The 21,568-nt window shown below is 64.6% G+C and carries 28 protein-coding genes; 4 read left to right on the top strand and 24 right to left on the bottom strand.

Features of this window, described 5'->3' with window-relative positions; genetic code table 11:
• Positions 1 to 213: 213 nt before the first annotated feature.
• Genes typA through HDC96_RS16155 form a run of 3 tightly spaced genes read left to right on the top strand, consistent with a single transcriptional unit; the run spans position 214 to position 4,239 of the window.
• The gene (gene typA, locus HDC96_RS16165; RefSeq protein ID WP_121042902.1) at positions 214 to 2,061 is read left to right on the top strand and encodes a translational GTPase TypA; all 1,848 of its coding nucleotides are present in this window, start codon (positions 214 to 216) and stop codon (positions 2,059 to 2,061) included.
• Positions 2,062 to 2,075: 14 nt separating this feature from the next.
• A complete protein-coding gene (locus tag HDC96_RS16160) occupies positions 2,076 to 2,561 on the top strand; it encodes a DUF2127 domain-containing protein (protein ID WP_179460856.1) in 486 nt (161 codons plus the stop codon).
• Between the two features lie 55 nt (positions 2,562 to 2,616).
• Complete coding sequence (locus HDC96_RS16155; protein ID WP_179460855.1) at positions 2,617 to 4,239, top strand: amidase; 1,623 nt, start codon at positions 2,617 to 2,619, stop codon at positions 4,237 to 4,239.
• 27 nt (positions 4,240 to 4,266) lie between these two features.
• Here HDC96_RS16155 and HDC96_RS16150 read toward each other — a convergent pair whose 3' ends face one another.
• Together HDC96_RS16150 and HDC96_RS16145 are read right to left on the bottom strand one after the other, a co-directional pair.
• Complete coding sequence (locus tag HDC96_RS16150) at positions 4,267 to 5,412, bottom strand: mechanosensitive ion channel domain-containing protein (protein ID WP_179460854.1); 1,146 nt, start codon at positions 5,410 to 5,412, stop codon at positions 4,267 to 4,269.
• 104 nt (positions 5,413 to 5,516) lie between these two features.
• Positions 5,517 to 6,908 (bottom strand): 3-deoxy-7-phosphoheptulonate synthase class II, encoded by a 1,392-nt coding sequence (locus HDC96_RS16145; protein WP_179460853.1) that lies wholly within the window; start codon positions 6,906 to 6,908, stop codon positions 5,517 to 5,519.
• A 214-nt stretch (positions 6,909 to 7,122) separates the two neighbouring features.
• Here HDC96_RS16145 and HDC96_RS16140 point away from each other — a divergent pair, with 214 nt between their 5' ends.
• The gene (locus HDC96_RS16140) at positions 7,123 to 9,255 is read left to right on the top strand and encodes a TonB-dependent receptor (RefSeq protein WP_179460852.1); all 2,133 of its coding nucleotides are present in this window, start codon (positions 7,123 to 7,125) and stop codon (positions 9,253 to 9,255) included.
• A gap of 72 nt (positions 9,256 to 9,327) precedes the next feature.
• Here HDC96_RS16140 and HDC96_RS16135 read toward each other — a convergent pair whose 3' ends face one another.
• The 22 genes from HDC96_RS16135 to rplV all read right to left on the bottom strand — a co-directional run bounded on the left by HDC96_RS16135 (position 9,328) and on the right by rplV (position 21,566).
• Positions 9,328 to 9,837, bottom strand: a complete 510-nt coding sequence (locus HDC96_RS16135; RefSeq protein ID WP_070426690.1) for a disulfide bond formation protein B — start codon at positions 9,835 to 9,837, stop codon at positions 9,328 to 9,330.
• Positions 9,838 to 10,351: 514 nt separating this feature from the next.
• Positions 10,352 to 10,738 (bottom strand): 50S ribosomal protein L17, encoded by a 387-nt coding sequence (gene rplQ / locus HDC96_RS16130; protein ID WP_123728453.1) that lies wholly within the window; start codon positions 10,736 to 10,738, stop codon positions 10,352 to 10,354.
• Between the two features lie 201 nt (positions 10,739 to 10,939).
• The gene (rpoA, locus tag HDC96_RS16125) at positions 10,940 to 11,938 is read right to left on the bottom strand and encodes a DNA-directed RNA polymerase subunit alpha (protein ID WP_176990880.1); all 999 of its coding nucleotides are present in this window, start codon (positions 11,936 to 11,938) and stop codon (positions 10,940 to 10,942) included.
• 54 nt (positions 11,939 to 11,992) lie between these two features.
• The gene (rpsD, locus tag HDC96_RS16120) at positions 11,993 to 12,622 is read right to left on the bottom strand and encodes a 30S ribosomal protein S4 (protein ID WP_019186164.1); all 630 of its coding nucleotides are present in this window, start codon (positions 12,620 to 12,622) and stop codon (positions 11,993 to 11,995) included.
• Positions 12,623 to 12,636: 14 nt separating this feature from the next.
• Entirely contained in the window at positions 12,637 to 13,026 is a 390-nt protein-coding gene (gene rpsK, locus HDC96_RS16115; protein ID WP_017355427.1) for a 30S ribosomal protein S11, read from the bottom strand.
• Between the two features lie 12 nt (positions 13,027 to 13,038).
• Positions 13,039 to 13,395, bottom strand: a complete 357-nt coding sequence (rpsM, locus tag HDC96_RS16110) for a 30S ribosomal protein S13 (protein ID WP_019186163.1) — start codon at positions 13,393 to 13,395, stop codon at positions 13,039 to 13,041.
• Between the two features lie 344 nt (positions 13,396 to 13,739).
• A complete protein-coding gene (gene secY, locus HDC96_RS16105) occupies positions 13,740 to 15,095 on the bottom strand; it encodes a preprotein translocase subunit SecY (protein ID WP_176990879.1) in 1,356 nt (451 codons plus the stop codon).
• A 3-nt stretch (positions 15,096 to 15,098) separates the two neighbouring features.
• Complete coding sequence (gene rplO, locus HDC96_RS16100; RefSeq protein ID WP_019186161.1) at positions 15,099 to 15,542, bottom strand: 50S ribosomal protein L15; 444 nt, start codon at positions 15,540 to 15,542, stop codon at positions 15,099 to 15,101.
• Between the two features lie 4 nt (positions 15,543 to 15,546).
• Entirely contained in the window at positions 15,547 to 15,738 is a 192-nt protein-coding gene (gene rpmD / locus HDC96_RS16095; RefSeq protein WP_019186160.1) for a 50S ribosomal protein L30, read from the bottom strand.
• Positions 15,731 to 16,270: a 30S ribosomal protein S5 gene (gene rpsE / locus HDC96_RS16090; RefSeq protein WP_179460851.1), complete on the bottom strand. Its 540-nt coding sequence runs from the start codon at positions 16,268 to 16,270 to the stop codon at positions 15,731 to 15,733. The genes rpmD and rpsE overlap by 8 nt, the downstream gene beginning before the upstream one ends.
• A 158-nt stretch (positions 16,271 to 16,428) precedes the next feature.
• Positions 16,429 to 16,782 (bottom strand): 50S ribosomal protein L18, encoded by a 354-nt coding sequence (rplR, locus tag HDC96_RS16085; RefSeq protein WP_121042882.1) that lies wholly within the window; start codon positions 16,780 to 16,782, stop codon positions 16,429 to 16,431.
• Between the two features lie 32 nt (positions 16,783 to 16,814).
• The gene (gene rplF / locus HDC96_RS16080; protein WP_176990877.1) at positions 16,815 to 17,342 is read right to left on the bottom strand and encodes a 50S ribosomal protein L6; all 528 of its coding nucleotides are present in this window, start codon (positions 17,340 to 17,342) and stop codon (positions 16,815 to 16,817) included.
• Positions 17,343 to 17,360: 18 nt separating this feature from the next.
• Positions 17,361 to 17,759, bottom strand: coding sequence for a 30S ribosomal protein S8 (rpsH, locus tag HDC96_RS16075; RefSeq protein ID WP_019186156.1), 399 nt, complete (start codon positions 17,757 to 17,759; stop codon positions 17,361 to 17,363).
• A gap of 241 nt (positions 17,760 to 18,000) precedes the next feature.
• Positions 18,001 to 18,306: a 30S ribosomal protein S14 gene (gene rpsN, locus HDC96_RS16070; RefSeq protein WP_121042878.1), complete on the bottom strand. Its 306-nt coding sequence runs from the start codon at positions 18,304 to 18,306 to the stop codon at positions 18,001 to 18,003.
• 18 nt (positions 18,307 to 18,324) lie between these two features.
• Positions 18,325 to 18,867, bottom strand: a complete 543-nt coding sequence (gene rplE, locus HDC96_RS16065) for a 50S ribosomal protein L5 (RefSeq protein WP_176990876.1) — start codon at positions 18,865 to 18,867, stop codon at positions 18,325 to 18,327.
• A 10-nt stretch (positions 18,868 to 18,877) separates the two neighbouring features.
• Entirely contained in the window at positions 18,878 to 19,195 is a 318-nt protein-coding gene (gene rplX / locus HDC96_RS16060; RefSeq protein WP_017355416.1) for a 50S ribosomal protein L24, read from the bottom strand.
• A gap of 16 nt (positions 19,196 to 19,211) precedes the next feature.
• On the bottom strand, positions 19,212 to 19,580 hold the full coding sequence (gene rplN, locus HDC96_RS16055; protein ID WP_038690286.1) for a 50S ribosomal protein L14: 369 nt from the start codon (positions 19,578 to 19,580) through the stop codon (positions 19,212 to 19,214).
• A 13-nt stretch (positions 19,581 to 19,593) separates the two neighbouring features.
• Complete coding sequence (gene rpsQ / locus HDC96_RS16050; protein ID WP_176990875.1) at positions 19,594 to 19,863, bottom strand: 30S ribosomal protein S17; 270 nt, start codon at positions 19,861 to 19,863, stop codon at positions 19,594 to 19,596.
• An 11-nt stretch (positions 19,864 to 19,874) separates the two neighbouring features.
• Entirely contained in the window at positions 19,875 to 20,060 is a 186-nt protein-coding gene (gene rpmC, locus HDC96_RS16045) for a 50S ribosomal protein L29 (RefSeq protein WP_019186151.1), read from the bottom strand.
• Positions 20,060 to 20,473 carry a 50S ribosomal protein L16 gene (gene rplP, locus HDC96_RS16040; protein WP_019186150.1) on the bottom strand — a complete coding sequence of 138 codons (414 nt, stop codon included), beginning with the start codon at positions 20,471 to 20,473 and terminating at the stop codon, positions 20,060 to 20,062. The genes rpmC and rplP overlap by 1 nt, the downstream gene beginning before the upstream one ends.
• 5 nt (positions 20,474 to 20,478) lie before the next feature.
• On the bottom strand, positions 20,479 to 21,213 hold the full coding sequence (gene rpsC, locus HDC96_RS16035; RefSeq protein WP_121042874.1) for a 30S ribosomal protein S3: 735 nt from the start codon (positions 21,211 to 21,213) through the stop codon (positions 20,479 to 20,481).
• A 17-nt stretch (positions 21,214 to 21,230) separates the two neighbouring features.
• Positions 21,231 to 21,566: a 50S ribosomal protein L22 gene (gene rplV / locus HDC96_RS16030; RefSeq protein ID WP_017355410.1), complete on the bottom strand. Its 336-nt coding sequence runs from the start codon at positions 21,564 to 21,566 to the stop codon at positions 21,231 to 21,233.
• Positions 21,567 to 21,568: the final 2 nt, after the last annotated feature.

The following is a 21,568-nucleotide window of genomic DNA, read 5'->3' as shown; positions in this document are numbered from 1 at the left end:
CTTTGCTGAATGCCTCAGGGACAGCGGCAGTGCCGGCCGTTGGCCGGCAGCCAGGCAGAACCTGCCGGAGATCATGGGGTTGCCGGCCAGCGGCCGGCACTACCTGAATGCCCGTCCGGCAAGGCTTGCGACGCACTTTTCGCGATTGGTCATCTTGGCCGTATAATGTTGGACTTCTTTTTCCAAATCCGGCGCCGACTGGCCCCCTTTCGCATGTCTATCGAAAATCTTCGCAACATCGCCATCGTCGCCCACGTCGACCACGGTAAGACCACCCTCGTCGACCAGCTGCTCAAGCAGTCCGGCACCCTCTCCGAGCGCACCGTGCTCGCCGAGCGCGTGATGGACAGCAATGACCAGGAAAAGGAACGCGGCATCACCATCCTGGCCAAGAACACGGCCATCACCTGGGAAGACAAGAAGACCGGTATCAAGAACCGGATCAACATCGTCGACACCCCGGGACACGCCGACTTCGGCGGCGAAGTGGAGCGCGTGCTGTCGATGGTCGACACCGTGCTGATCCTCGTCGACGCGATGGACGGCCCGATGCCGCAGACCCGCTTCGTGACCCAGAAGGCCTTCGCGATGGGCTTCAAGCCGATCGTCGTGGTCAACAAGGTCGACCGTCCGGGCTCGCGTCCGGATTGGGTGATCGACCAGGTCTTCGACCTGTTCGACAAGCTCGGCGCCACCAATGAGCAGTTGGACTTCCCGATCGTCTACGCCTCGGCCCTGAACGGCTACGCTGGCCTGGAAGACACCGTGCGCGACGGCGACATGACCCCGCTGTACGAAGCGATCATGCAGCACGCGCCGATGCCGGAAGTGGACCCGGAAGGTCCGTTCCAGATGCGCATCAGCCAGCTGGACTACAACAACTTCGTGGGCGTGATCGGCATCGGCCGCGTGCAGCGCGGCACCTTGAAGAAGAACATGCAGGTCGCGGTCATCGATCGTGAAGGCAAGAAGCGCAACGGCAAGGTCGCGCAGGTGCTGGGCTTCCTGGGCCTGGAGCGCATCGAGCAGGACACCGCCGAAGCCGGCGACATCGTCGCCATCTCCGGTATTCCGGAACTGACCATCTCCGACACCCTGTGCCACCCGGATACCCCGGAAGCCCTGCCGGCGCTGACCGTCGATGAACCGACGATCTCGATGACCTTCCAGGTCAACAACTCGCCGTTCGCCGGCAACAAGGACCTGTCCGGTGGCAAGTTCCTGACCAGCCGCCAGATCAAGGACCGCCTGGATCGCGAGCAGGTCCACAACGTGGCCCTGAAAGTCGAACAGCTGGAAGACGCCGACAAGTTCCTGGTTTCCGGCCGTGGCGAACTGCATCTGTCGGTGCTGATCGAGAACATGCGTCGTGAAGGCTACGAGCTGGCCGTGTCGCGTCCGGAAGTGATCATCAAGCAGATCGACGGCCAGGCCATGGAGCCGATCGAGCAGCTGGTGGTGGACATCGAAGAACAGCACCAGGGCGGCGTCATGGAAAAGCTGGGCACCCGCAAGGGCCAGCTGAAGAACATGGAGCCGGACGGCAAGGGCCGTGTCCGCCTGGAATACCAGATCCCGGCCCGTGGCCTGATCGGTTTCCAGAACGAGTTCAAGACCCTGACCCAGGGTTCGGGCCTGCTGTTCCACGTGTTCGACCATTACGGTCCGAAGGAACAGGGTTCGATCGCCAAGCGCCAGAACGGCGTGATGATCGCCAATGCCCCGGGTGCCACCCCGGCGTACTCCCTGGGCCCGCTGCAGGAACGCGGCAAGCTGTTCGCTGCTGAAGGCGACAACGTGTATGAAGGCCAGCTGGTCGGCATCCACTCCAAGGACAACGACCTGACCGTCAACGCGATCAAGACCAAGCCGCTGACCAACATGCGCGCTTCGGGCAAGGACGATGCGATCCAGCTGACCCCGGCGATCAAGTACTCGCTGGAACAGGCCCTGGACTTCATCGAAGACGACGAGCTGGTCGAGATCACCCCGAAGGAAATCCGCCTGCGCAAGAAGGGCCTGACCGAAAGCGACCGCAAGAAGGCATCGCGCGGCGGCTGATCGGACCCATTGTCGTGATCGACAAGCCCTACAACCCGGATCCTCACCAGCATCCGGGGCTTCACCTGATCGCCTTGCTGGAAGCCAGCAAGGCGGTTCTGGCGCTGTTGGCTGCGACCGGGCTGGAAATGCTCGGCCCGCAGCCCCTGCGCGATGCGGTCAATGCCCTGATCCGCCGGTTCAGTCTGGACCCGGATCACGGCACCCTGCCCTCGCTGCTCAACATGATCAGCCCCGATGCAGTGCATCTGGCGGCTGCTGCAATGGTCGCTTACGGCGTCCTGCACCTTTTCGAGGCCTGGGGCCTCTGGCGCGCCAAGGCCTGGGCCTCCTGGCTGGGCTGCGTCACTGCCGGCATCTACCTGCCGTTCGATATCTACGCCATTCTCCGTCACCCGGGCTGGGCCTCGTGGACGGTGCTGGTGATCAATCTGATCGTGGTCGGCGTGCTCGCCCGCGATATCCGCAAACGCCATGGCACGGCCGCCCAAACGGCTTGAGTTGCCAAGCGACGCCCGCGCTGGTTAGCCTGACGGCCGGTTCGGGGGGACAGGCATGCGCCTGACACTGACATCGCTGATGCTCATCGCGCTGGCCGGCTGCAGCCCGGGCCCGGCGCCCCTGCATGCCCGTGAATCGCCTGCGCCTGCGCCCTCACCGGTCGCCACGCTTCCGTTTGCCTACGCCGAAGCCGACATCGCTGATCTGCAGTCGCGCATGGCCAGCGGCGAGCTGGACAGCGTCACCCTGACCCGCGCCTACCTGGACCGCATCGCCCGCCTCGACCGGGCCGGCCCACGCCTGCGCGCGATCATCGAGCTCAACCCCGATGCGCTGCGCGAGGCTGCACAGCTGGACGCCGAGCGTCGCCAGGGCCAGCTGCGTGGCCCGCTGCACGGCATCCCGCTGCTGCTCAAGGACAACATCGGCGCCAGCCCCATGAGCACCACCGCCGGCTCGCTGGCCCTGGATGGGTTCCGCCCGGACGATGCGTTCCTGGTCCAGCGCCTGCGCGCGGCCGGCGCGCTGATCCTGGGCAAGACCAACCTGAGCGAGTGGGCCAACTTCCGCTCCAGCCGATCGATCTCGGGCTGGAGTGCCCGCGGCGGCCAGACCCGCAATCCGTACCGGCTCAGCCACAACCCGTGCGGCTCCAGCAGCGGCAGCGCGGTGGCGGTCTCGGCCAATCTCGCGGTGGCGGCGATCGGCACCGAGACCGACGGCAGCATCGTCTGCCCGGCCGCGGTCAACGGCGTGGTCGGCTTGAAGCCGACGGTCGGACTGGTCAGCCGCGAGGGCATCATCCCGATTTCCTTCAGCCAGGACACCGCCGGCCCGATGACCCGCAGCGTGGCCGACGCAGCCGCCCTGCTGACCGCCATGGCCGGCCGCGACGAGGCCGACCCGGCCACCGCGACCATGCCCGGACGTGCGGTCTACGACTACACCTCGCGCTTGAACGCCGATGGCCTCCGCGGCGCGCGGATCGGCGTGCTGTACGGCGACCTGATGCAGACGCCGGGCATCGCCCCGGCCCTGCAGCATGCCGTGGCCGTGCTGCGCGATGCCGGCGCGACCGTGGTGCCGGTGCAGTTGCCGACCCAGGGCCAGTGGCAGGACGCCGAACGGATCGTCCTCATGCACGAGTTCAAGGCCGGGCTGCAGCGCTACTTCACGACCTACCGGGCGCCGGTGCGCAACCTGGACGACGTGATCGCCTGGAACCGCCAGCATGCGGGCAAGGAACTGGCGCTGTTCGACCAGGACCTGATGGACACCGCCGCGACGATGGGCGGCCTGGGTACGCCCGAGTACATCCGCGCGCGCAGCGATGCCCGCCGGCTGGCCGGCCCGGAAGGCATCGATGCGGTGCTGCGCGAACAGAAGCTGGATGCGCTGGTGGCACCGACCACCGGCGTGGCATGGCCGATCCGGCCGGGCAGCGGCGATGACTTTCCCGGCGAGAGCTACAGCGCCGCGGCGGTGGCCGGCTACCCTAGCCTGACCGTGCCCATGGCGCACGTGGACGGCCTGCCGCTGGGGCTGCTGTTCATGGGGACGGCGTGGAGCGAGCCGCGCCTGATCGAGCTGGGCTACGCCTATGAGCAACGGACCCGCGCACGCCGTCCGCCGCGGTTCCAGACCGATACCCTGCTGACGAACGGGGTCGCACCCTGAGGGCGTGTACCGACCAACGGTCGGTACCTACCGGGTCGCATCGCCCGGGTCCGGCAGGATCGCCGGCTCACCATCCTCGGCACCGGGCGAGCGCACATCCTCGGCTGGCTGCGAACGCGCGCGGCGCGTCGGCGTGGCTTCCTGGTTGAGCTCGGCACGGGTGCGCGGCAGTGCCTGCGGATGCTCGCGTGCCAGGAAGTCGAGCATGCGCTCGCGCACGATGCAGCGCAGGTCGAAGGCATCACCAGAGTTGCGCGCGCTCACCAGCAGACGCACCTGCAGCGTGTGCTCGCTGGTTTCGGTCACCTGGGTCACGCAGACCTGGCCATCCCATAGCGCCTCGCCTTTGCAGATCCGCTCCAGTTCGGCGCGGATCGCCGGGATCGGCGCGGTGTAATCCAGCCACAGGAACGCGGTGCCAAGCAGATCGGCGCTGCGCCGGGTCCAGTTCTGGAAGGGGTGTTCGATGAACCAGGTCAGCGGCACCACCATCCGCCGCGCATCCCAGATCCGCACCACCACGTAGCTGCTGTTGATCTCTTCCACGCGGCCCCATTCGCCCTCGACGATGACCACATCGTCCAGCCGGATCGGCTGGGTCAACGCGATCTGCAGACCGGCGATCAGGTTGCCGAACACCGGCTTGGCCGCGATGCCCGCGACCAGCCCGATGATGCCGGCCGAGGCCAGCAGCGCGGTGCCGATCTGGCGCACCATCGGAAACGTCAGCAGGATCAGCGACACACCCACCAGGATGATCGCGCCCATCAGCACACGGCTCAGCACCCGGGTCTGGGTCTGGATGCGGCGTGCCTCGAGGTTGTCGGCCACCTCCATCGGGTGATCGCGCAGGATCGCCTGCTCGCCCGCGGCCACCGCGCGTACCAGCAGCCAGATGAAGCAGCCGGTCAGGCCGATATGCAGCAGCCGCAGTGCCTGCTCGAGCCGGTGCTCCTGCAGCGGCGTGGCCTCCAGGGCCGGAATCAGCAGCAACAGCGGCAGCGCGAACGCCAAGGGCCGGCTGATCACCCGCGCGATGCGGGCACGGCGGTAATCACGGTCTTTCAGACGACGCGTCAACGCCATCAGCAACCACCAGCCGCTGATCCCGATCGCCAGCGCGATCGAGATGGGCCAGAGATACAGCGCTGCCTGCTGCCAGTCGACGGTCACGGCACGCTCCTGTGTTCTTCGCGGGGAAGTCCACAGGATGCCGATGCCGCCATGACCATGGTGTCAGGCGAATGTAAGGTGCGTGTCGAGGACACGCACCGATATCAGTCGGCGTAGTGCGCCTGCTTGCGCACGATCGCCATCGCGATCTCCAGCGACTGTTCGTAGTTCAGGCGCGGATCCACCGAGGAGCGATAGGCACGCTCCAGATCGCGCTCGGTCAGCTCACGTGCCCCGCCGGTGCATTCGGTCACGTCCTCACCGGTCAGCTCGAGATGCACGCCGCCCAGCCGGGTGCCGGCCGCTGCGTGCAGGTCGAAGGACATCTCGACCTCGCCACGCACGTTGTCGAAACGACGCGTCTTGTAGCCGTTGCTGGTGCTCTCGGTATTGCCATGCATCGCATCGCACACCCACAGCACGCGCCGGCCATCGCGCTTGACCGCGTTCAACAGCGGCGGCAGTTTCTCGGCGATCTGCGCCGCGCCCATGCGGTGGATGAAGCTCAGGCGGCCCGGCTCGTCATCGGGATTGAGCACATCGATCAGACGCAGCAGCTGGTCCGGCTGCACCGACGGCCCGACCTTGATCGCGATCGGATTGCGCACCCCACGCAGGTATTCCACGTGCGCGCCATCCAGTGCGGCGGTGCGCATGCCGATCCACGGGTAATGCGTACTGAGGTTCAGCCAGCCCTGCTGGCGCGGCACCTGGCGGGTCAGCGCCTGCTCGTACGGCAGCAGCAGCGCTTCGTGCGAGGTGTAGAAGTCGATCCGGTTGAGGTTGTACACCTGCGCGCCGGACAGCGTCTCCATGAAACGCACCGCATCGCCGATCGAGGACACCATCTTCTGGTAGTCGGTGGCCAGCGGCGAATGCCGCACCCACTCCAGGTTCCAGTACTCGGGGTGGTGCAGATCGGCGAAGCCGCCATCGATCAGCGCGCGCACGAAGTTCATCGTCATCGCCGAGTGCGCGTGCGCCTGCAGCATCCGGCGCGGGTCCGGCAGGCGGGCCGCTTCGGTGAACTCCGGCGCATTGATCACGTCGCCGCGGTAGCTCGGCAGGGTCACGCCGTCGCGGGTTTCGGTATCGGCCGAGCGCGGCTTGGCGTACTGCCCGGCGAAGCGCCCGACCCGGATCACCGGCTTGCGCATGCCGTGCACCAGCACCAGGCTCATCTGCAGCAGCACCTTCAGCCGGTTGGAGATGGTGGTGGATTCGCAGTCGCTGAAGTTCTCCGCGCAATCACCGCCCTGCAGCAGGAAGCGCTTGCCCTCCTGGGCCTCGGCCAGCTGCTGCTTGAGCGCCAGGATCTCCCAGGAGGTCACCAGCGGCGGCAGCCGCTTCAGCTCGTGCAGGGCGGCATCCAGCGCCAGCGGGTCCGGATAGGTCGGCAGCTGCAGCGCGGGCTTGCCACGCCAGCTCTCCGGCGACCAGGCAGCGTCGACAGCGGTCGCGGCGGGATCGGCTACGGGCGGGGCGGACAGGCTCATCACGGACTTCCGGGGTGTGGGGCCGGTCATGGTCGCAGAGCGCGCCCCCGACGCAAAGGGGCGGCCATGCCGGGCAAGGCTGAACGCCGAAGAAAGGCCACGGCGATCGGCCAGATCGCGCATGGTCCACCGGCGCGGGACAGGCGCATGATTTGTTACGGAGTAACACTCGCCAGGCCGGCCCCTCCTCCCTTTGCCCAGCCAAGCCATCCCCATGAAGCCCTCCCTGCTTGCTACCGGTATTGCTGTTTCCCTGGCCCTGACCGGCCTGCCCGCCCTCGCCGCCGCCCCCGCCAGCGGCGCCCCGGCCCCCGCGGTCACCGATCTGGACGCGGTCACCGTCAGCGCCCAGCTCGACCAGGCGCGCAACGCGCTGTCGCCGGATATCGGCAGCAGCCAGTACCAGATCACCGCCGAAGACATCCAGCACCTGCCGCTGGGCGCCTCCACCCCGTTGAACCAGGTGCTGCTGCAGGCGCCCGGGGTGGTCCAGGACTCCTACGGCGGCGTCCACGTGCGCGGCGACCACGCCAATCTCCAGTACCGGCTCAACGGCGTCCTGCTGCCCGAATCGATCTCCGGCTTCGGCCAGACCCTGGACGCCCGCGCGATCAAGAGCATCCGCCTGATGGACGGCGCCCTCCCCGCGCAGTTCGGCGAACGCACCGCCGCCGTGGTGGACATCACCACCCGCAGCGGCGCCGAGCTGGGCAATGGGGGCAGCGCCGGCCTCACCGCCGGCGCCTACGGCAAGCTCAACCCCAACGCCTCGTGGTGGGGCAGCCAGGGCCGCTGGAGTGGATACCTGACCGGCAACTACGACCAGAACCAGGCCGGCATGGAAAACCCCACCGCCTCGCGCAGGCCGGACCACGATGACACCCACCAGGGCAAGGCGTTTGCCGACCTGACCTACCTGGTCAACGAAGACACGCGCCTGAGCCTGTTCGCCGGCGTCTCCAACAACCGCTTCCAGATCCCGGTCAACCCTGGCCAGACGCCGCAGTTCGGCTACCTCGATACCGTCAACGCGGACTCGGCCGCGCTGGACGAGAACCAGCGCGAGACCACCCGCTTCGGCATGCTGGTGCTGCAGGGCTCGCTGGGCAGTACGGCGTACCAGGTCTCGGCCGGCCAGCGGTACAGCGACCTGTCCTTCCGCCCGGACCTCGCCGGCGACCTGATCTTCAACGGCGTCGCCTCGCAGGTGGAGCGCAGCAATCGCGCCGACACCGTGCAGGCCGATGTCTCCACTCCGCTCGGTGAAAACCACACGCTGCGCTATGGCCTGTACGTCAACGCCGAACGCGCCCGGGCCGGCAGCGACACCTGGGTGTTCCCGGTCGACGCCGACGGCCAGCAGGCCAGCACCACGCCACGGCGCATCCCGGAGGCGAGCGCCTTCAACGCCACCACCACCGCGGTCTACCTGCAGGACGAATGGCGGATCGGCGCGGACTGGACGGTCAACTACGGCCTGCGCGGCGACCGCTACACCGCCTTCGGTGGCACCGAAGGCCAGCTCAGCCCGCGCTTGGGCGTCGTCTGGAATGCCAGCGACAGCACCACCGTGCATGCCGGCTACGCGCGCTACTTCACCCCGCCGGCAAGCGAACTGGTGGCCAGCAGCGACATCGCCCTCTACGACGGCACCACCAACCAGCAACCGGCCGGTGGCAGCACCACCCCACTCTCCGAGCGCAGCGATTACTACGACATCGGCGTCTCCCAGCAGGTCGGCGAACACCTCACCCTCGGCCTGGACGCCTACGACCGCAAGGTCGACCGCCTGCAGGACGAAGGCCAGTTCGGCGCCGCCTACATCTACTCCACCTTCAACTACCGCTTGGGCCACATCCACGGCGTCGAGTTCAGCGCCGACTACAGCCACGGTCCGCTCAGCGCCTACATCAACGCCGCCTACAACAAGGCCATGGGCAAGCAGGTCATCACCGGCCAGTACAACCTCGATCCCGAGGCACTGGCCTACGTCCAGAACAACTGGATCCACCTGGACCACGACCAGAAACTGACCTCGTCGGGCGGCATCAGCTACGCCTTCGCCGGCCACAACCGGCTGGGCGCCGACTACGTGTTCGGCAGCGGCCTGCGCTCGGACACCGACGGCGTCCCCAACGGCGGCGAACTCCCCGCCTACCTCCAGCTCAACCTCAGCGCGGCCCACGACTTCAACGCCGACAGCGGCCACCCGCTGCACGCACAGCTCGCCCTGGTCAACGCACTGGACCGCAGCTACCCACTGCGCGACGGCGGCGGCATCGGCGTCTTCGCCCCACAATGGGGCCCCCGCCGCGGCGCCTACCTCAGCCTGCAGCAGGACTTCTGAGCGGAGCCCTGACCGCCGCACCCGACCTGGCCGCGCAACGCGTGCCAGGTCGGGTGGCGGATCTGACCGGCCTCAGTGGCGCCGACGTGCACGGAACGCCGTCACCAGCGCCCACACCGCCAACGCCGCAAACCACACCAGGCTCCACATCGGCATCGTCAGGCCCAGGAACTGCCAATCGATATTGCCGCAGTTGCCGGTACCGGTCAGCACCGTCCGGAACACCTCGAACGGCCCCATCGTCTCACTGAGGAAGCTCAACGGCGGCCCACAGCTCGAGCCCATGTCCTGCGGCAGCAGCTGCACATACACATGCCGGCCGGCAATGCCGATCCCGACCGCCGCCGCGATGAAAGCCAGCACCCCATACGTCTTCCGCCCAGCCGGATCGCGCGGACCATGCAGCGCCCCGATCAGGAACAGCAGGCCCAGCGCCGCGAACGCAATCCGCTGGAAAATGCACAACGGACACGGCTCCAGCCCCATCTTCAACTGCAGGAAGATCGCATACCCCAACAGCGCCGCGCAGACCAGGAACCCCAGCAGGAACTGGGCGCGGAAACTCCAACGCAATGGATTCATTGCCAACACTCGTGAAAGTCCAGGCCCCAAGATTAACAGGGCCGTGACCGCCCACGTCCATGCGCACCTGCCGACCATCGGCGCAGCGGACCGGACAGCGTGTTCCGTACACCAAGCGGAACCACCCGAACGTAGCGACGGTACTGCGGAGCCGGCCAGCGGCCGGCACTACCCACGCATCGAGAGGCGCATGCTCCGCTTCACCCCATGCGCACCGACCATGTATGCAGGCGTTGGCGCGGGTGGGTTGGCGGGACCATGAGCGCCATGGATGGCGCGACATGAGCCTCCATGGATGGATTCACGGCGTGTCCCGCCAACCCACCCGCGCCGACGCCCCCCCCGCATCGCTCGCGGCAGCATGCGGTTGCGGTTGCGGTTGCGGTTGCCGTCGCCGTCCCCGTCCCCGTCCCCGTCCCCGTCCCCGTCCCCGTCGCGATGATCCAACCCCCGGAAACGGAAAAACCCGGCACAAGGCCGGGTTCTTCACCGAATTACGGGTGTAGCTCGAAGATTACTCTTCGACGGCCTCAGCCACGGCAGCCGGACGATCGACCAGCTCCACGTAAGCCATCGGCGCATTGTCGCCAGCGCGGAAACCGCACTTCAGCAGACGCAGGTAACCGCCCGGACGGGTCGCGTAACGCGGGCCCAGGGTGGTGAACAGATTGCCAACGGCTTCGTTGTCGCGCAGGCGAGCGAACGCCAGACGACGGTTGGCAACCGAATCAACCTTGGCCAGGGTGATCAGCGGCTCGGCAACGCGGCGCAGTTCCTTGGCCTTCGGCAGGGTGGTCTTGATCAGCTCGTGCTTGAACAGCGACGCAGCCATGTTCTTGAACATCGCTTCGCGATGGGCGCTGGTACGGTTGAACTTACGACCGGACTTCATATGACGCATGACGGTGATTCCTGAAGTGAATGTTGGATCGGTTGGGTATCGCTGTCGCCATCCTGGCGTTGCTGCTTGGACTGCGGATGGTCCGGTGCCAGCCGTCCTGGCTGGCCGTCACCGCAGGCTATCGACCTGTCGGTGCGGGGTGTTGCGGGTGAAGCCCCCGCACCCGAAGGTGCGGGGTCAAGCATCTTGCGTAGCGCTGGATCAGCCGAGCATGCCGTGCTGGGCGACACCGGCCGGCGGCCAGTTCTCCAGCTTCATGCCAAGCGAAAGACCGCGCTGTGCGAGGACTTCCTTGATCTCGGTCAGCGACTTCTTGCCGAGGTTCGGGGTCTTGAGCAGCTCCACTTCGGTCTTCTGGATCAGATCGCCGATGTAATAGATGCTCTCTGCCTTGAGGCAGTTGGCCGAACGCACGGTCAGTTCCAGGTCGTCGATCGGGCGCAGCAGCACCGGATCCACGCCGTTGTTGGCCGGCTTGGCTGCACCGCGGTCGCGGTGGGTGAAGTCACCGAAGACCGACAGCTGATCGCTGAGGATGTCGGCGGCAGTGCGCACGGCTTCCTCGGCATCGATCGTGGCGTTGGTTTCGATGTCCAGCACCAGCTTGTCCAGATCGGTACGCTGTTCAACGCGGGCCGCTTCCACCGAATAGGCGACGCGACGGACCGGCGAGAACGAGGCGTCCAGAACCAGACGGCCGATGGCACGGGTTTCTTCATCCGGACGACGACGGGCAGCAGCCGGCTGATAGCCGAAACCGCGCTCGACCTTCAGACGCATGTTGATCGCCACATCCTTGGTGAGATGGCAGATCACATGATCCGGATTGAGGATCTCGGTGTTATGGTCGATCTTGATATCGGCAGCGGTCACGACACCCGGACCCTGCTTGGACAGCGACAGCGTAGCGTTGTCACCGGTATGCATGCGGATGGCCACATCCTTCAGGTTGAGCAGGACTTCCAGCACGTCCTCCTGCAAGCCTTCAAGCGTGGTGTACTCGTGCAGTACGCCATCGATTTCCACTTCGGTGATGGCGAAGCCCGGGATGGACGACAGCAGCACGCGACGCAGGGCGTTGCCCAGCGTATGCCCGTAACCACGCTCCAAGGGTTCGATGACGACCTTGGCGCGGGTATCGGTAAGGCGTTCGATCTGCGGACCGCGAGGACGCAGAACCTGGTTGGCGGTAACCGTCATGTTGCGGGTTCTCCTGCGAACCTCCGGTGTGACCCGGAGGTTCTCCAATGTGAATTACTTCGAATACAACTCGACGATCAGCGCTTCGTTGATATCCGCAGGCAGGTCCGAACGATCCGGCACGGCCTTGAAGATGCCGGCGAACTTGCCGGAATCCACTTCAACCCACGACGGACGCAGGTCATGCGTGGCAGACACGGTCAGGGCTTCCTGGACGCGCAGCTGCTTGGCAGCCTTCTCGGACAGAGCGACGGCGTCGCCAGCCTTGACCTGGTACGAAGCCAGGTTGACCGACTTGCCGTTCACGGTGACACCGCGGTGCGAGACCAGCTGACGGGCAGCCGGACGGGTCACTGCGAAGCCCATGCGGTAAACGACGTTGTCAAGACGGGTTTCCAGCAACTGCAGCAGGTTCTCGCCGGTGTTGCCCTTCTTGGTCGAGGCCTTCTTGTAGTAGTTGCGGAACTGACGCTCCAGCAGACCGTAGATACGCTTGACCTTCTGCTTTTCACGCAGCTGGGTAGCGTAGTCGGACAGCTTGCCCTTACGGGCAGTGGCGCCGTGCTGGCCGGGCTTCTGCTCCAGCTTGCACTTGGAGTCCAGCGCGCGCGCCGGGCTCTTGAGGGAAAGGTCGGCGCCTTCGCGGCGGGCGAGCTTACAGGTAGGACCGATATAACGAGCCATTTCTTATCGCTCCTTTAGACGCGACGCTTCTTCGGCGGACGGCACCCGTTGTGCGGGATTGGCGTCACGTCGATGATGTTGGTGATCTTGTAGCCCACGTTGTTCAGCGAGCGCACGGCCGACTCACGACCCGGACCCGGGCCCTTGATGCGGACTTCCAGGGACTTGACGCCGTAGTCGAGCGCGGCACGGCCGGCCTTCTCGGCAGCCACCTGGGCAGCGAACGGGGTGGACTTACGCGAACCGCGGAAGCCAGCGCCACCGGAGGTCGCCCACGACAGAGCATTGCCCTGACGGTCGGTGATGGTCACGATGGTGTTGTTGAAAGAAGCGTGGACGTGGGCGACGCCGTCAGTGACGACGCGCTTGATCTTCTTCTTGGTCTTAGCGACGGGCTTAGCCATTTCTTAGGTCCCTTACTTCCTGATCGCCTTGCGCGGGCCCTTGCGGGTGCGGGCGTTGGTACGGGTGCGCTGGCCACGAAGCGGCAGACCGCGACGGTGACGCAGACCGCGGTAGCAGCCCAGATCCATCAGGCGCTTGATCGCGATACCGATTTCACGGCGCAGATCGCCTTCCACGATGTACTTGCCGACTTCGAGACGCAGACGCTCGATTTCCGGCTCCGACAGATCGCGGATCTTGGTGGTCGAGGTCACGCCTGCGGCGTCGCAGACCTTCTTCGAACGGGTACGGCCGATGCCGTAAATGCTTTGCAACCCGACCCAGACGTGCTTCTGGGCTGGCAGGTTGACGCCTGCAATACGCGCCATGACGCGGTTCTCCAGCTGAGTGATGGCCGACAGCGCACCATGGGCGCGCCAATCCGGCAGGATGGATCAAAAAATGAACGTGCGATTCTATCAAGGTCTCGGTTTACTTTGAAGCCCGTGGAACCTGGCGGTTCCATGGACCCGGCGTGGGGAGTGTGCCCATGCTCCGGCGCCGGATGTCGTTGACTGCAGAGGTTGCCCTCGCCGTCGCCTGCGCTACTCCCGCGCAGGACCACCACATCACACCCCCACCCGAAACCGCTGCGGGGGCCGCCCTTCGATTTGGAAGGCCAGTCCGGGAACCGGAGGGCCTTCGCAACAAGAAGACTAGTGTAACAGGTCAATCAGCCGCGGGCAAAACCGCCGCGGTTGCCGCCCTTCAGGTTGGCCTTCTTCAACAGGCTCTCATACTGGTGCGACATCAGGTGCGCCTGGATCTGGGCAATGAAGTCCATCACCACCACCACCACGATCAGCAGCGAGGTGCCGCCGAAGTAGAACGAGGCGCCGAGCTGGGTGCGCAGGATTTCCGGCAGCAGGCAGACGATCACCAGGTACAGCGAACCGGCCGCGGTCAGGCGGGTCAGCACGGCATCCACGTAGTCGGCGGTGGCTTTGCCCGGACGGATGCCCGGAATCAGCGCGCCCGACTTCTTCAGGTTGTCGGCGGTTTCCTGCGAGTTGAACACCAGCGCGGTGTAGAAGAACGCGAAACCACTGATCAGCGCGGCGAACACGATCATGTGCAGCGGCTCGCCCGGCCCTAGGGCATTGGCGACCTTCTGCAGCCACGTGGCCGAACTGGCCTGGCCGGACCACATGGCCAGCGTCGTCGGGAATGCCAGGATGCTCGAGGCGAAGATGGCCGGGATCACGCCCGCCATGTTCAGCTTCAGCGGCAGGAACGAGGTCTGGTTCATGTACGCGTTGCGGCCACCCTGGCGACGTGCGTAGTTCACCGTGATGCGGCGTTGGCCGCGCTCGACGAACACCACGAAGTAGGTGAAGGCCAGCACCACCAGCACGATCAGCAGCAGGGCGATGAAGCTCATGTTGCCGTCGCGGTAGGCTTCCACGGTGTGGATGACCGCGCCCGGCAGGCCGGCGACGATGCCGGCGAAGATGATCAGCGACACACCGTTGCCGATGCCGCGCTCGGTCACCTGCTCACCAACCCACATCAGGAAGATGGTACCGGCGGTCAGCGCGACGATGGCGGTGAGCACGAAGCCCATGCCCGGTGCGTAGACGACCGGGGCACCGCCCGGGGACACCTGGTTCTGCAGCGCCAGCGCGATGCTGCCGCCCTGCACCACCGCCAGGAACACGGCGCCGATGCGGGAATATTGGGTGATCTTGCGACGACCCGACTCACCTTCCTTCTGCATCGACTTCAATGCCGGGAAGATGTGGACCGCCAGCTGCATCACGATGGATGCCGAGATGTACGGCATCACGTTCAGCGCGAAAATGCTGAAACGGTGCAGGGCGCCGCCCGAGAACATGTTGAACATGTCCACGATGCCGCCGCCCTGCGCCTGCATGAGCGCAAGCATGGCATCGGGATTGACGCCAGGCACCGGCACATAACAGCCGATGCGGTAGACGATCAATGCCCCGATGACGAACAGCAGTCGCTGGCGGAGTTCCGTGAACTTGCCGAGCCCGCCGCCGAGGTTACCAATGCCAGCTTGCGCCATGTCTTACTCCTGTACGCTGCCGCCGGCAGCTTCGATCGCGGCCTTGGCACTGGCCGTTGCAGCGACGCCCTTCAGGGTGAAGGCCTTGGTCAGGTCACCCTTCATGACGATCTTGGCACGCTTAGCGGTGCTCGGGACCAGCTTGGCAGCGCGCAGCGCGGCAAAGTCGATCTCGCCAGCTTCCAGACGCTCAAGCTGGTAGGACAGCACTTCAGCAGTGTCCTTGGCGATCTTGGAACGGAAACCGACCTTCGGCAGACGACGCTGCATGGGGGTCTGGCCGCCTTCGAAGCCCGCCTTGATCTTGCCGCCACCCTTACGGGCGAACGAACCCTTGTGGCCGCGGCCGCAGGTCTTGCCCAGGCCGGAGCCGATACCACGACCGACGCGGGTACGCTCTTTGCGAGCGCCCGGTGCCGGGCTCAATTCATTCAGATGCATGGTCATTGGATTATTCCTCAACCTTGACGAGGTAGTGGACCTTGTTGATCAGACCGCGAACCTGCGGGCTGTCCTTCAGTTCACGCACATCGTTGAGCTTGTTCAGGCCCAGGGCACGCACCGACAGGCGGTGACGCGACTGGGTGCCACGCAGGCCAGCCACCAGGCGGACCTTGACGGTCTTGACGGTTTCATTAGCCATGGTTGAGATCCTCCACCTTCTTGCCGCGCTTGGCCGCGATGCGGGCCGGCGACTGCATTTCGCTCAGACCCTTCAGCGTGGCGCGAACCAGGTTGATCGGGTTGCGCGAACCGACGGCCTTGGCCAGCACGTTCTTGACACCAACGGCTTCCAGGACGGCGCGCATGGCACCACCGGCGATCACACCGGTACCTTCGGAGGCCGGCATCATGAACACGCGGGCTGCGCCGTGGCCGGACTTCACCGGGTGCCACAACGTGCCGTTGTTCAGATCGACATCGGCCAGGTTCTTGCGAGCCTGTTCCATCGACTTCTGGATGGCGACCGGCACTTCGCGCGCCTTGCCGTAACCGAAACCGACCTTGCCTGCGCCGTCACCGACCACGGTCAGTGCGGTGAAGGTGAACTGGCGACCGCCCTTGACGGTCTTGCTGACGCGGTTGACCGCGACCAGCTTCTCGATCATGCCGTCGTCGACTTTCTCTTCGCGGCGATCGCGATCGCGACCCCGCTGCTGACGTTCTTCTGCCATGTTGATTCCTTGATTGATTGAGTATGTACGGCTCAGGGCCGCTTATAGCTGTGAGATGGAGCGGTGATTCGAGAGCCCCTGCAGAAGAAGGACGTCGCCCGGCGCAACCCGCGCCGGCAGGCAGGTGGAAGCGGGGACCAGCCCCGCTTCCTTATCCCTTAGAACTGCAGGCCGCCTTCGCGGGCTGCATCAGCCAGTGCCTTGATGCGACCGTGGTAGCGGTAGCCCGAGCGGTCGAAAGCGACCTTCTCGATGCCCGCAGCCTTGGCGCGCTCGGCGACCAGCTTGCCGACCTTGGTGGCGGCGTCGCTGTTCTTGCCGTTCTTCAGGCCTTCCTTGACGTCGGCCTGGGTGGTGTTGGCCGACGCCAGCACCTTGGAGCCATCGGCGGTGAAGACCTGGGCGTACAGGTGCTGGCCGGTGCGCAGCACCGACAGGCGCGGCACGCCGAGCACACGGATGTGTGCACGGGTCGACTTGGCACGACGCAGACGAGCGATGTTCTTGTTCATGATCTTTTTCCTTGGAAAGCTGAGGACCTGAATTAGGCCTTCTTGGCTTCCTTACGAATGATGACTTCGCCGGCGTACTTCACACCCTTGCCCTTGTAGGGCTCCGGCGGACGGAAGCCACGGATCTTGGCGGCAACTTCGCCAACGCGCTGCTTGTCGGTGCCCTGGACCAGCACTTCGGTCTGGGTCGGGGTCGAGATGGTGATGCCTTCCGGCGCCACGAACAGGACCGGATGCGAGAACCCGAGCGACAGGTTCAGATCCTTGCCCTGCATGGCGGCACGGTAACCGACGCCGACCAGCTCAAGCTTGCGCTCGAAGCCTTCGGTGACGCCCTTGACCATGTTGGCCAGGATGGCGCGCACGGTGCCGGTGAGGGCGACCAGCGAGGCATCGTTGGCGGCCAGGGTGGCAACGCCGTTGTCGACAGTGATTTCAACGCCAGCAACCTTGACAAGCGACAGGGTGCCCTTCGGGCCCTTCACGCTGACGGATTCCGGCTGGATGTTCAGTTCAACGCCCTTGGGCAGGTTGACTGGCTTCTTGGCTACGCGGGACATAGTTGGTTCCTTCTCGCCTTAGGCCACGAAGCACAGGACTTCGCCGCCGACGCCCAACTGGCGCGCCTGCGCATCAGTCATGATGCCCTTGGAGGTGGAGATGATGGAGATACCCAGGCCGTTGAGGACCTTCGGCAGCTCGGACTTGCCACGGTACTGGCGCAGACCCGAACGCGAGAAGCGCTTCAGGGTCTCGATGACCGGCTTGCCCTCGAAATACTTCAGGACGATTTCAAGCTCGGCCTTGTTGTTCTCGATCTTGGTCACGCGCAGATCGGTGATGTAGCCTTCGGCCTTCAACACCTCTGCGATTGCCACCTTGATCTTGGACGACGGTGCTTTCACCGTCTGCTTGCCAACCGCGGCCGCATTCTTGATGCGTACCAGCAGGTCGGCGATGGGATCAGTCATGCTCATAGTCGATACCTTTGAGTGCACCGATATCCGCTTTCGCGAAAATCTTGTGTCTACCTGGAATGGGCCAGGGCCCGTCTTCACACACTGCTCACGCCTTGCGGGCGAGCAAGACGCGGGAGTATACGGCAAAAAGAGCCCGACTTGCGTCGGGCTCCCTTAATCCGGGATCAGGGCCGGTAAACCGGCCCCTCTCCCCTGCCCTGCACCGTGAAGGCGCCGGGCAGTTGAAGGGACGAATCCCTTACCAGCTGGCCTTGCGCAGGCCCGGCACGTCACCACGCATGGTGGCTTCGCGCAGCTTGTTGCGACCCAGGCCGAACTTGCTGTACACGCCACGCGGGCGGCCCGAGAGCTCGCAACGGTTGCGGTGACGGCTCGGCGACGAATCGCGCGGCAGCTTCTGCAGCTTGATGACGGCCTCGGCCTTTTCGTCGTACGAAGCGGTCGCGCTGGAGATGATCTTCTTCAGCTCTTCACGCTTGCCGGCGTACTTGACGGCCAGCTTCGCACGCTTGAGGTCGCGGTTGACCATGGAGGTCTTTGCCATTTCGGATTCCTCGACGTATCAGTTACGGAACGGGAACTTGAACGCTGCGAGCAGCGCCTTCGCTTCCGCATCGGTCTTGGCGGTGGTGGTGATGGCGATATCCATGCCGCGGATCGCGTCGACAGCGTCGAAGTCGATTTCCGGGAAGATGATCTGTTCCTTCACACCCATGTTGAAGTTGCCACGACCGTCGAAGGAACGACCCGACACACCACGGAAGTCGCGCACGCGCGGCAACGAGATGTTGATCAGACGGTCCATGAACTCGTACATCTTTTCACGACGCAGCGTGGTCTTGCAGCCGATCGGCCAACCATCGCGGATCTTGAACGATGCCACCGAGACGCGGGACTTGGTCACGATCGGCTTCTGACCGGAGACCTTGGCCATGTCGGCGACGGCATTTTCCAGGATCTTCTTGTTCGTGGCTGCTTCGCCGACACCCATGTTCAGGGTGACCTTGACCAGCTTCGGAACCTGCATCGGATTGGTGTAGCCGAACTGCTTCATCAGCGCCGGCACCACTTCTTCCTTGTAAAACTTTTCGAGACGGGTATTCATCAGCGCATCCTCAGGCGTCGAGCGCCTCACCGCTGGAGCGGAACACACGCAGTTTGCGTCCATCCTCCAGCACCTTGAAACCAACGCGTTCGCCCTTGCCCGAAGCCGGGTTCAGCACATTCACGTTGGAGATATGGATCGACGCTTCACGCTCGACCACGCCGCCGGCAACGCCTGCCTGCGGGTTCGGCTTGGTGTGGCGCTTGACGATGTTCACGTTGGCGACGATCACACGATCGCCGTCGACGCGGACGACTTCGCCCTGCTTGCCCTTGTCCTTGCCGGTGTTGACGACGACCTGGTCGCCCTTCTTGATACGGTTAGCCATGATTATCTCCTGTCGCTCACAGCACTTCGGGAGCGAGCGAGACGATCTTCATGAACTTCTCGGTACGAAGTTCACGCGTCACCGGTCCGAAGATGCGGGTGCCGATCGGCTCTTGCTTGTTGTTGAGCAGGACCGCAGCGTTGGCGTCGAAACGGATCAGCGAACCGTCGGCGCGACGCACACCCTTGCGGGTACGCACCACGACGGCGTCGAACACTTCACCCTTCTTGACCTTGCCGCGCGGGATCGCATCCTTCACGGTGACCTTGATGATGTCACCGATGTGGGCGTAGCGACGCTTGGAGCCGCCCAGCACCTTGATGCACATCACTTCCTTGGCACCGGAATTGTCCGCGACCTCGAGGTAGCTCTGCATCTGGATCATGATTCAGATCTCCTTATTGAGCCGCACGCGTGATGACTTCCACCACGCGCCAGTTCTTGGTCTTGGACATCGGAGCAATCTCGGTCACGCGGACGACATCACCTTCGTTGCAGGTGTTGTCGGCGTCGTGTGCATGGAGCTTGGTCGAACGCTTGATGTACTTGCCGTACAGGGCGTGCTTGACCAGGCGTTCCACCAGCACGGTGACCGTCTTGTCCATCTTGTTGCTGACGACACGGCCTTCGACCGTACGCAGCGTTTTGTTTTCAGTATTTTCGCTCATCGCGGCCATCCTTACTTGGTGCTGCCGAGCAGGGTCTTGACGCGAGCAATCTCGCGGCGAACCCGGCGGGTTTCGTGGGTCTTCGGCAGCTGGCCAGTGACCTGCTGCATACGGAGCGAGAACTGCTCCTTACGCAGGTCGATCAGGTGGCTCTTCAGGTCGTCAGCCGACTTTTCGCGAAGTTGTTTGATATCCATCAGAGCACCGTCCGGGTCACGAAAGTGGTGGTCACGGAGAGCTTGGCGGCCGCCAGGCGGAACGCCTCACGTGCCACGTCTTCCGCGACGCCTTCGATTTCATAGATCATGCGGCCGGGCTGGATCTGGGCTACCCAGTACTCCACGTTGCCCTTACCAGAACCCATTCGGACTTCGATGGGCTTCTTGGTGATCGGCTTGTCGGGGAACACTCGGATCCACATCTTGCCGCCGCGCTTGACGTAGCGGCTGATCGAGCGGCGGGCCGCTTCGATCTGACGCGCGGTCAGCTGACCATGAGCGGTTGCCTTCAGGCCGTATTCGCCGAAGCTGACAGCGTTGCCGCTCCAGCTCAGACCATCGTTACGGCCCTTGTGTACCTTGCGGTATTTGGTTCGCTTGGGTTGCAACATTGTCGTTACCTCGCTTCACGAGCCGGGCGCGACGGACGGTCACCGCGGTCGCCGCGATCGTTACGATCGTTGCGCGGGGAGTCGTCCTGCTTTTCCTGGCCAACCTGGGAGAAATCGAAGACTTCGCCCTTGTAGATCCAGACCTTGATGCCGATGATGCCGTAGGTCGTCTTGGCTTCAGCGAAGCCATAGTCGATGTCGGCACGCAGCGTATGCAGCGGCACGCGGCCTTCGCGGTACCACTCCGAACGGGCGATTTCCGCGCCGTTCAAGCGGCCACCGACGTTGACCTTGATGCCCAGGGCACCGAGGCGCATCGCATTGCCGACCGAACGCTTCATCGCGCGGCGGAACATGATGCGACGCTCCAGCTGCTGCGCGATCGACTCGGCAACCAGCTGTGCGTCCAGCTCGGGTTTACGCACTTCGGTGACGTTGATGTGCGCCGGGACGCCCATCATTTCGCTCACTTCCTTGCGCAGCTTCTCGATGTCCTCACCGCGCTTGCCGATCACCACGCCCGGACGGGCGGTGTGGATCGTCACGCGAGCGGTCTTTGCCGGACGCTCGATCAGGATCTTGCTGATGCCGGCCTGCGCAAGCTTCTTGCGCAGCATTTCCCGCACCTTCAGGTCGGCTGCCAGATAACCAGCGAACTCGGCCTTGTTGGCGTACCACTTGGAGTTCCAGTCCTTGGAAATGCCGAGGCGGATACCAATCGGATGAACTTTATGACCCATGGTGTTTTCCTTTCCGCTTACTTGCCGGCGCCCACAACCACAGTGATGTGGCTGGTGCGCTTGAGGATGCGGGTGCCGCGGCCTTTCGCCCGCGCCATGAAACGCTTCAGGGTCGGACCTTCATCTACCATGATGGTCTGTACCTTCAGCTCGTCGACGTCGGCGCCCTGGTTGTTCTCGGCGTTTGCAATAGCCGACTCCACCACCTTCTTGATCAGGTGGGCAGCCTTCTTGTCCGAGAACTTCAGCAGGTTGACCGCACGCTCGGCCGGCAGGCCACGCACCTGGTCAGCGACCAGGCGGGCTTTCTGCGCAGAGATGCGCGCGGAGCGCAGGATTGCTTTCGCTTCCATTG

The sequence above is a fragment of the Stenotrophomonas sp. JAI102 genome, assembly GCF_013409105.1.
GTDB lineage: Bacteria > Pseudomonadota > Gammaproteobacteria > Xanthomonadales > Xanthomonadaceae > Stenotrophomonas > Stenotrophomonas maltophilia_AA.
The sequence above is the reverse complement of the archived record's forward strand: the minus strand, read 5'-3'. Positions and strand labels throughout refer to the sequence as shown.